At 67.8% G+C, this 9,512-nt stretch carries 11 protein-coding genes; all 11 read left to right on the top strand.

All coding sequences use genetic code 11. The features are described from left to right. Window positions 1-428, top strand: a 428-nt coding sequence (locus OXK16_09880) for a hypothetical protein (protein MDE0376256.1), incomplete at its 5' end; no start/stop codon positions are given. A 234-nt stretch (window positions 429-662) separates the two neighbouring features. Then, the gene (locus OXK16_09875; protein MDE0376255.1) at window positions 663-1,376 is read left to right on the top strand and encodes a hypothetical protein; all 714 of its coding nucleotides are present in this window, start codon (window positions 663-665) and stop codon (window positions 1,374-1,376) included. A gap of 62 nt (window positions 1,377-1,438) precedes the next feature. After that, complete coding sequence (locus tag OXK16_09870; protein ID MDE0376254.1) at window positions 1,439-2,542, top strand: XRE family transcriptional regulator; 1,104 nt, start codon at window positions 1,439-1,441, stop codon at window positions 2,540-2,542. 18 nt (window positions 2,543-2,560) lie between these two features. Further along, entirely contained in the window at window positions 2,561-2,980 is a 420-nt protein-coding gene (locus OXK16_09865) for a hypothetical protein (GenBank protein ID MDE0376253.1), read from the top strand. 188 nt (window positions 2,981-3,168) lie between these two features. Continuing rightward, window positions 3,169-4,368, top strand: a complete 1,200-nt coding sequence (locus OXK16_09860) for a thiolase family protein (protein ID MDE0376252.1) — start codon at window positions 3,169-3,171, stop codon at window positions 4,366-4,368. A gap of 316 nt (window positions 4,369-4,684) precedes the next feature. Then, window positions 4,685-5,161, top strand: coding sequence for an OB-fold domain-containing protein (locus OXK16_09855; protein ID MDE0376251.1), 477 nt, complete (start codon window positions 4,685-4,687; stop codon window positions 5,159-5,161). Further along, window positions 5,158-6,000: a sugar phosphate isomerase/epimerase gene (locus tag OXK16_09850; protein ID MDE0376250.1), complete on the top strand. Its 843-nt coding sequence runs from the start codon at window positions 5,158-5,160 to the stop codon at window positions 5,998-6,000. Before OXK16_09855 ends, OXK16_09850 begins: the two co-directional genes overlap by 4 nt. Then, on the top strand, window positions 5,997-7,010 hold the full coding sequence (locus tag OXK16_09845; protein ID MDE0376249.1) for a dihydroxyacetone kinase subunit DhaK: 1,014 nt from the start codon (window positions 5,997-5,999) through the stop codon (window positions 7,008-7,010). Before OXK16_09850 ends, OXK16_09845 begins: the two co-directional genes overlap by 4 nt. A gap of 5 nt (window positions 7,011-7,015) precedes the next feature. Continuing rightward, window positions 7,016-7,657, top strand: a complete 642-nt coding sequence (dhaL, locus tag OXK16_09840; protein MDE0376248.1) for a dihydroxyacetone kinase subunit DhaL — start codon at window positions 7,016-7,018, stop codon at window positions 7,655-7,657. Further along, entirely contained in the window at window positions 7,654-9,093 is a 1,440-nt protein-coding gene (locus OXK16_09835; GenBank protein ID MDE0376247.1) for a hypothetical protein, read from the top strand. Before dhaL ends, OXK16_09835 begins: the two co-directional genes overlap by 4 nt. 8 nt (window positions 9,094-9,101) lie before the next feature. After that, window positions 9,102-9,254, top strand: coding sequence for a hypothetical protein (locus OXK16_09830; protein MDE0376246.1), 153 nt, complete (start codon window positions 9,102-9,104; stop codon window positions 9,252-9,254). The last annotated feature ends 258 nt before the right edge of the window (window positions 9,255-9,512 follow it).

The raw sequence follows: 9,512 nt of genomic DNA, 5'->3' as shown, positions 1-9,512 counted from the left end.
TGTTCCTCATCCTGCTCGAGCCGCTGGGCGCCGGGCGGACCATCGAGCACTGCACCTTCCTGTTCCCGCCGGGCGCCCTGCCGCCATCCGGGGACGAGCAGGGGTGGCACCGGTTCGCCGAGGCGTTCGAGACCACCCGCCGATTCTGGGTAGACGTGAACGACGAGGACATCGACATCTGCGAACGGGTCCAGCGGGGTGTCTCCCGGGCCGGCGCGCCACCGGGTCCGATGGCGCCTCGTTTCGAAGAGCCCCTGAACCGCTTCCACAACATGACCGCCGATCTCATGACCCTCGAGTCGGTGGCGGATCTGGTGGTACCGGGCGGGGACCGGCCGGGCGATGTCGATCTCTATGGCACCAAGCCGAACCCCATGCCCCCGCCCATCGAGGTCGAGGCCGCCCTGCGGGCCCGCCCACCAACGTAGGTGGCACTACTTAGAAGCGGAGCATCCGACTCCCGCTAGCCGCGGGCTCCGATCTCCTAGGCTGGGGTTATAGCGATTTGACAGCCCCATCTCCCGGCCGGTGCGGGATCAACCGCCGGGTGAAGGGCGGCCGCTCGCAGGCGATGTGGTTGGAGCGGCCTGATCCCTGCCGGTGTGCTGGGAAGATGAATAATCAGGGTTGAGACGCGGCAAGTACGAGGAACGAAGGGTGTTATGGAATCCACGCAGGAGAGTCGACTGTCCGGGCTGTCACTTATGGCGGGCGTGGTCTTGGTGGGTATCTGTACTTTCTTCCTTCCGAGGGGTACAGGGTCGAGAATCGACTACGTCCGCCTCGTGACCTTCAGGGCCGAAAACGCGGAACTCACCCATTCGATGTCGCTGCTGACCATCCTCGGCGTCCTGCTATGGGTCGCCGGACTGGTCACCCTGTCACGAAGTATCGTCGCCGGTCACGGCACGACTGACGCCATGGTGCGTATCAGCATCGCCATCCTGCTCGTCTCCGCGGTCATGCATCTGGCGGTGAACGGCATCCAGCACATGATCGTCCACTTCATCAACCACGGTGTCGGGGAGGGCGTAGGAGCAGACCAGACCGACGGGCTGACCGCCATGGCCGTCACCCTGCAAGGAGTGAGGGCCGGGCTGTTCATGATCAAGGAACTCTGCGAAACGGTCGGATTCCTGGTTCTCGGCCTGGCGATATGGCGCAGGGTGCCCGCCGGCCTGCCCAAGATGGCCGCCGCCGCGGTGGTGGTCGCCTCTGTCGCCGAAGTGGTGGCGTTGGTGATCATCGAACACGCCCACGACCTGACCGACACCGTGCTGCCCATCCTCGTGGTAGGTGGCGGCGTCACTTCCATCTGGCAGGTCCTGATCGGCGTCGGCCTCTGGAGGGGCTCGCACAAGATGATCGCGGCGTAGCCTCCTGACCCAGCCCCTGGGTTTGAGTTACCCCAATGCGCCGTTGTTCTATAATCGCACATATGGCCATCGGGTTTGAAGAGTTGGGCCGGCGGATCGGTCAGGCGCGCCGCAACCGGGGGATGACCCAGCAGGAGTGCGCCTTGAGGGCGGGGATGGAGCGCACCGCGCTGGCGAAGATCGAGACCGGCACCCGGCGTGTGGGAGCGATGGAGTTGGCGCAACTCGCCACCGCACTCGACATGCGGATCGAATGGTTCTTCGAGGACGCTCCGCAGGCGGTCGTGTCCCGGCGCGGCGCCGCCGAGCCCGGCGTACTCCCGACCGCTCTGGACCGTGCCGTCGAACGGCTGGCCCGCGAGGTCACCTTCCTTGGATCGATCCTTGATGAGTTCGATCTGCCGGCTAGCCCCGAGCTACCGGTTCCTCGCTCGCCCTCAGCCGCAGAGGCGGCGGCGGACAAGGTCCGTGGAGTGCTCGGTTACGAGGATGGTGAGCCCGCGCTCGATCTGGTCGGGCGGGCGGCGGAGATCGGACTGCTGATCTTCTCGTTGCATTGCGACCCCGCCGACGCAGACGGCGCATCCGTTCTATTGGACAGAGGGGGCGTGGCGGTGGTCAACGGCGATCGGCAGATCGGTAGGAGGCGCCTGACCGCGGCGCACGAGATCGGCCACTACGTCTTCGCCGACGAGTACTCGACCGACTGGAACGTGCTCGATGCCTCGGCCTCTCGCACCGAAAGCCTGATCGACCGCTTCGCCCGGGCGTTGCTCCTCCCTTCCGACGCTCTGGCGGGCCGGTGGCACGGGGGAGAGCAGACCCGGACCGACGCGGTGTTGATCGGCCATGAGTTCCGTGTGGACATGTCCACGCTGGCTCAAAGGCTCTACGAGCTCGAGATCGCCCCCCGCGCCGAGATCGGCAAGGTCAGGGATACCCGAATCCGGAAGGCGGACATCCTGGAGCATGACCTGTTCGTGCCCACCGACCTGAGTCCTCCGGATTTGCCTAGGGTCTACGTCAACGCCGCGCTGGATGCATACCGTGGCCGCGAGATATCTGCCGCTCGCGCCTGCTCGCTCTTGCTTGAGACGTGGAGTGACGATGACCTCCCGGAACTGCCGATGCTTCCGTCGGACGCTATCTGGTCATTCGTGTCATAACCGCCTTAGCGGGTTCACATGTTGGTCTTCGACACCGGTCCCCTGAGTCACTTCGCTCGCGCTGACATCCTGGGCGTCCTCAAGGTGGTCGTTGGTAAGCGCCGTGCAGTCGTTCCCGAAGCTGTCGTGACGGAACTGAAGGCGGGATTGCACATCGACTCGCGAATCCAGGCAGTGCTCGACGCTGACTGGATCGAGCGCCGTGCGATCTCGACGCCCGCTGAGACCTACGCCTTCTCTAGGTTCACGGCGCGTTTGGTCGACGGCGATCGGAACGTTGGTGATGCAGCTGTCCTAGCTATTGCCGAGACACTGCCCGCACGAGCAGTGATCGACGACGGGGATGCATGCGATGTCGCGAGCAAGGAAGGTGTTGCTTTCTCCCGGACCCTCAACTTGCTGTGCGAAAGCCGTTCGCAGCCGACTCCTGACCGTTGACTTCGTGAGTGAGATCGCGGACGAACTGATCCGCACCGACTATCGCCTACCCTTCGACCCCGGCGAGTTCAAAACATGGGCAGCCAGGGAGGATTTCTTCCCGTAGTCGCATACCACAGAGAGTGTCACATGGTACGAATCCATGGAGTTGACGAGGAGCGGGTCGATCAACCAGGACCGTTCTCCTCATGATCGACACTTTGCTGGTGGTCGGGGTTGGCATGACCCCGTTCGTGGGGTTCCGGGCCGATGCGAGTGTCCGGGACATGGTGATCGAGGCGGCCCGAGCGGCGCTCCTCGACGCCGGCGTCCCTGCTTCGTCCGTCGACATGGGTGTTGCGGCGTATGAGAGCGACCACTTCAACCGCCAGATGAGCCTCGGTCACATCCTCCAGGACAGCGTCGGGCTGGTCGGCAAGCCCACGCTCCGGGTGGAGGGAGGCGGCGCCACCGGAGCCCTGGCTGTACGCACCGCGATGATGGCGATCACCTCGGGCTCCGCCCGGTCGGTGCTGGTGTTCGGCGGGGAGACCAACGGGAAGTCGGTCGACCGGGCCACCGCCACGGAGATACTCGCCATGTCCGCCGACTTCGAGTGGGAGACGCCGGTGTTCGGGACCTTCGCCGCTCCCTACGCGCTGATGATCACCGAGCACATGCGGCGCTACGGCACCACGCCCGAGCAGTTCGCCGAGATCGCCGTGAAGAACAGGCGCATCGCCCTGGAGAACCCCGACGCCCACAAGGGCATGTCGATCACGGTGGAGGACGTGCGTGGTTCGCCCCCGCTGTCCGATCCCTATCGCCTGTACGACGCCAGCCTGCTCAGCGACGGCGCCGCGGCCGTGCTGCTGGCCACCCGGGAATGGGCCGAACAGCACGCGTCAACCTTCCCGGACCGTCCTCCCGTGGCGATGCTGGGTTCCGGGTCCTCCACCGACCATCCCCGCCTCTCCGACCGGTCGGATGAGTTGTTCCCCCACTTCGCCGCCAAGCGGCGGGCGGCTCGGGACGCCTACCGGATGGCCGGCATCGATGATCCGCCGCGGGAGATCGACGTGGCCGAGGTGTACGACTCCTTCAGCGGAGCGGAAGTCCAGGCCTACGAGGACCTGGGTCTCTGCCCGGTGGGGGAGGGTGGCTTGGCGGCGGCCGAGGGCCGCTTCGACCTGGGCGGGCAGGTATGGGTCAACACTTCGGGCGGGCTTCTTGGCAGGGGATCGGCGGTGGGCGCCACCGGCATCGCCCAGGCGGTGGAGGTGACCCGCCAGCTCAGGGGGGAGGTGTCGGGCGCCCGAGCCGTCCCGGATGCGAGGATCGGCATCACCGACACCCACGCCGGAGTCGGTTCGCTGGCGGTGGTCAACGTGTTCGGGCGCACCCCATGAACGCGACCAGCCCTTGTGCTGCCGTCGCGGTTTCCGAGACCGCGCAGAATAGGGGGTTGAATCTGTCACACCCCTGTTGTATGTTGCCTATCGCCAAGCACCAAAACTGGCTGGAAGCTCCTTGCCGATCGGTCCGGTCAGTCCGAGGGAACATCAAGCTCGATGGAGCGGAGGGCCGATACCCGGCAGCCGGCCGGGCATGGCCGACCACGCTCCGAGCAGGACAGGTGGTGGCGGGGGAGGGCCCGGTGCGGGCTGCCGTTCGGCGGCGCGATTTTCGCGCTCTCGGGTCTGACCCGGCGGGGAGGGGCGCACCGTGCGGGTGACCGGTGTCGAACGGGGGACCACCCCATCGGGAGATCCCTTCTCCTTGCTCCATATCGAGATGGCACAGCGGTACCGGCATGCGGTCGGGTCGGCCGATCCCTTCTATCGGGGTCTTGACGAAGGGGTGCTGCGGGCCACCGAGTGCCCGGAGTGCGGGTCGACCTGGTTCCCCCCGCGGAAGTTCTGCGATGCTGACCTGTCCGATACCACCTGGTACGACCTGCCCGGCACCGGGAGCATCGTGGCCGCCACCCGCGTCCACAGCCCGCCTCCCTTCGGCGGCATCGAGGTTCCCTACATACTCGCCTCGATCCGGCTCGACGGGGTGGACGGGGGCATCACCCACCGGGTGATCTGTGACGAAGTACCGGTGCGGGGTACCGTGGTGCAAGTGACTTTCAGCAACCGCCAGCCCGCCCATCCGCTCCTGCGGATAGCGTTCGCAGTCGAGGAGGTGACCGCGTGACCCGACCGGTCGGCATCGAGATCTTCTACTGGCTCGACAACTGGTCGGACGACCAGTCGTCCGTGTTCTCCAAGGCCGCCGAGGCCGGTTACGAAGGGGTCGAGATATCGCTGGTGGCGGGATTGGACGTGGGAGTTGACCGCATGGCGAGTACCGCCCGCTCGCTGGGCCTCGACGTTCTGTGCAGCACCGGGCTGAGCCCGACCATGGACATCTCCAGCCCCGATGCCTCGGTTCGCAGGGCCGGTGTCGACCATCTGAGGCGGTGCCTCGATGACTCCGCCCGGCTGGGCAGCCCGATCCTGGGGGGTGTCACCTACGCCACCTGGATGGGTTTCCCCGAGGGTGACCACGACGGCTACCGGCAACGCTCCGCAGCCGCCCTGCACGATGTCGCCGGCTACGCCTCCGCACTCGGCATCGAAATATGTCTCGAGGTCCTCAACCGCTTCGAGACCTTCATGTTCAACACCGTGGCCGGTTGCCTGGAGTTCATCGACATGGTCGATCATCCCTCCGTCAAGGTCGAACTCGACACCTTCCACATGAACATGGAGGAGGACGACCTCGCCGACGCCGTCCGCCTGGCGGGGAGCCGGATCGGCCACGTCCAGGTGGCCGCCAACAACCGGCGGGCGCCCCAGTACGGCCACATCGACTGGGCGTCGTTCAGCGAGGCTCTCGACGAGGCCGGCTACGAGGGTTGGGTGGTGTTCGAGACCTTCCCCAACTCCAAGGTCGAGACCGGCCAGGCCACCTACGCCTGGCGGGACCTGACCGACCGTCCCGATGAGGACGCGGCGGAGGCGGCCCGCTTCATCCGGGACAACATCGCATGAGCATCCGTACCCGGCGTTTCCTCAACGACCCCGCCCGTGCGGTGGCGGAGATGCTGGAGGGGTACGTCGCCGTCCATGCCGGCATCATCTCGCTCCGGGACGGCATGGTGGTCCGCGCCGTTCCCAAGGCCGAGGGCAGGGTGGGCGTGGTGATCGGCAACGGTTCCGGCCACGAGCCGGCCATGATCGGCTGGGTGGGGGAGGGGCTGTTCGACGTCAACGTGGCGGGTCCGATCTTCTCCTCGCCGGGACCGGCGGCGATCCTGCGGGGCATCGAGGCGGCCGACCGGGGCGGCGGGGTCCTCCTGCTGGTCTCCAGCCACGCCGGGGACATCATGAACGCCGAGCTGGCCATCGACGAAGCGGAGGACCAGGGCATCGACGGCGTGGAGATGGTGGTCCTCTACGACGACGTGGCGTCGGCTCCCAAGGACCGGATCACCGAGCGGCGGGGCGGCGCCGGGCTCTTCTTCGTGTGGAAGATGGTGGGGGCGGCGGCGGAACGGGGCGACTCCCTGGAGGAGTGCGCCGCGGTCGCCCGCAAGGTCCGGGACCGAACCCGCTCGCTCTCGGCGGCGACCGGCACGGTGGCCCATCCGGTGAGCGGGCAACCCCTCGGGGACCCCGAGGACACCACCCTGTCGGTGGGCATGGGGGTTCACGGCGAGCCGGGCGACCGGCTCGGCGAGGATGTCGGGGCGGACGAGATCGCCGGTTTGATGATCGACCGCCTCTTGGATGACGCCGAACTGCCGGCCGGGGCGCAGGTGGGTCTGCTGCTCAACAACGCCGGATCGCTCACGCTGATGGAACTGTCGGTCCTCTACCGGGGGGCCCGCGCCGCCCTGGAGCGGAGGGGCATCGAGGCGGTCCGGTCCTGGATGGGTCCCTATGCCACCACCCTTGACATGGCGGGTTTCTCGTTCGCCATCTGCCACATGGACGGCGAGCTGCTCGAGCTCTACGACCGGACTGCCAGGGGAGCGGGATTCACGATGGTGGGCCGGTAGCGGCGATGATCGACCGGGACCTGGCGGTGCGCCTGGTGGTCGCCGCGTCCACACGGGTGAACGACCACCAGGAGGAGTTGTCCCGGCTCGACTCGGTGGCCGGCGACGGCGACCACGGGGTCAACATGGCGACCGCCCTGGCGGAAGCCGCCCGGCGCGCCGAGCACGGCGATCAGAGCACGGCCGCCGACGTGATGCGATCCGCCGGATCCGCCTTCCACGAGACCGTGGGCGGCGCCGCCGGGGCCCTGTTCGGCGCCTTCTTCGGCGCTCTGGCGGGGCAGCTCTCCAAGGCGGCGGCGCCCGACGCAGCGCAGTTGGTGGCCGGAATGGAGAAGGGCCTGGCTCGGGTGGCGCGGGTGGGCAAGGCCGAGCCGGGTCACAAGACCATGATCGACGCCCTGGCGCCGGCGGTGCGCGATGCCCGTGAGTCGATGGACAGGGGGGATGGCCTGGAGGCGGTGATGGCCGCGGCGGCCCGCGCCGCGAGCCAGGGCGCCCGGGCGACCGCCGGCATGCGGCCCTCGGCGGGGCGGGCCCGCTTCGCCCCGGACCACAGCCTGGGAACAGAGGATCCCGGCGCCAATACAGTTGCCCTGGTCCTCGAGTCCTGGGCCGACCAGTTGAGAAGCGAGGTGAGGGTATGAGCGGAGGGCGACTCCGGGTCGGATACGTGGGCGTGGCGTTCGAGAGCTACTACGCCGACGAGCACGACCAGTACCGGCGGGCCATAACCGGTCTCAGCCGCCTCTCGGAAGAGCTGGACTTCGACCTGGTGGCCATCGAGCACGGGATCGGTGATCTCGAAGCCGCCCGCGCCGCCGCCGACCACCTGTCGTCCCGGCAGCTCGACTTCCTGGTCCTCCAGGCGGCTGCCTGCGCCTCGGGCGAACTGCTCGAGCCGCTGGCGGCGGCCGCCCCCCGGCTCGGCCTATGGGCCACTCCCGAGCCGGTACTGGAGGGATCGATCCAGCTCCACTCGCTGGTCTCTACCAACCACTTCGCCTCGATAATCCGCCGCTACCTGCGAGACCGGGGCGTGCCGTACAAGTGGTTCCTGGGCCACATCGACGAGCCGGAGACCGAACGGCGCTTCCGTGTCACCTTCCGGGCGCTGGCGGGGATCAAGGCGATGGCCTCGGCGCGGATCGGCTGGATAGGCGGCATCTCTCCCGGCTTCTACAACATGCTGTTCGACGAGGGCAGCCTGGAGCGCCGCTTCGGCACCACTATCGGCACCCACACCATCGACGACGTGGTCCGCGTGGCCCGGGCCGTCGAGACCCGTCCGGCCGCCTCCGTGGTGCGGATGGCCACCGACCTGGCCACGGAGGTGACCGCCCCCTCGGTCGGCATGGACCGCAACGCCCGCCTCTACCTGGCGCTCCGCCGGATCATCGAGACGGAGGGGTACGACGCCCTGGCCGTCCAGTGCTGGCCCAGCTTCCAGGAGGACTTCGACATGGCGCCGTGCATGGCCTACAGCCTGCTGGGCTCGGAGGACGGTGTGGCGGTCTCGTGCGAGGGGGACGTGCCCGGAGCGGTGACGATGCTCCTGATGAACTCCATGTCGCCGAACCATGGGTCGGCCACCCTGCTGGACCTGACCACCCTCGACCTCGAAGCCGATGCCGCCCTGCTCTGGCACTGCGGGGTCACGCCCCGCCACTTCGGCGCCGGCAACGGGATCCGCTGGGTGGACCACGTGACGCTGGGCCGCAAGTCGGACATCCGCTACGGGGTGTCGGGTGACCTGCTGTTCGCTCCCCAGCAGACCACCATCGCCTACGCGGGGGACGACTTCAGCGAGCTGTTCATCGCCACCGCCGAGGTGGTGGACACCGGCAAGGCCGGATTCGACGGCACCCGAGGCTGGTTCACCCGCTTCCGGCTCAACGGCGAGCCGATCGAGCTGATGGACCTGGTCAACACCGTGATGGTCCAGGGCCGCGAGCACCACTACGCGGTGGGGCAGGGGGACCTGTCCTCGGAGCTGGCGGAGGTAGCCGCCTGGCTCGGCATGCGCACCACCCAGCCCATCCCGATGCGCGATCACCTGCAGATAGAGGGCCTCAACACATGACGGCGGACGTGCCAAGCCGCATCGACGAACTGATCGCCACGGGTCGGGCCAGGCCTGCGCTGCGGGGGCTCGGCGACCTACCCGTACCGGAACCGAGGAGTCCGGGCGACCCGATCCTCTCGGAGGAACTGGCGAAAACGCGCCGCACTGAGCGCTACTAGCGTCTCGTGTCGTAGGCTCGCCGAGATCTGTGTCTCGCAACCGTCGCGGGCGGCGCGGGTCCGGTACGCGCACAAGGGGGTTGAAAGTGTCACGCGCCCGTCGCATACTGCCCGGCAGCTACAAGCACCGCCGGTTCTTGCTGTTCGACGTCGAGGGAACCGGAACCGGGATCAATTCGGGAGCGGACCCGTCGGGGGATGGCGGAACGCGTTCGGACCGAAGGAGGTGGTGGCTGGGGGATGGGCCCGCCGGGTGGG

It is taken from the genome of bacterium, assembly GCA_028821235.1.
GTDB lineage: Bacteria > Actinomycetota > Acidimicrobiia > Spongiisociales > Spongiisociaceae > Spongiisocius.
Note: the sequence above shows the minus strand (reverse complement) of the source record. Positions and strands in the feature narration are given on the sequence as shown.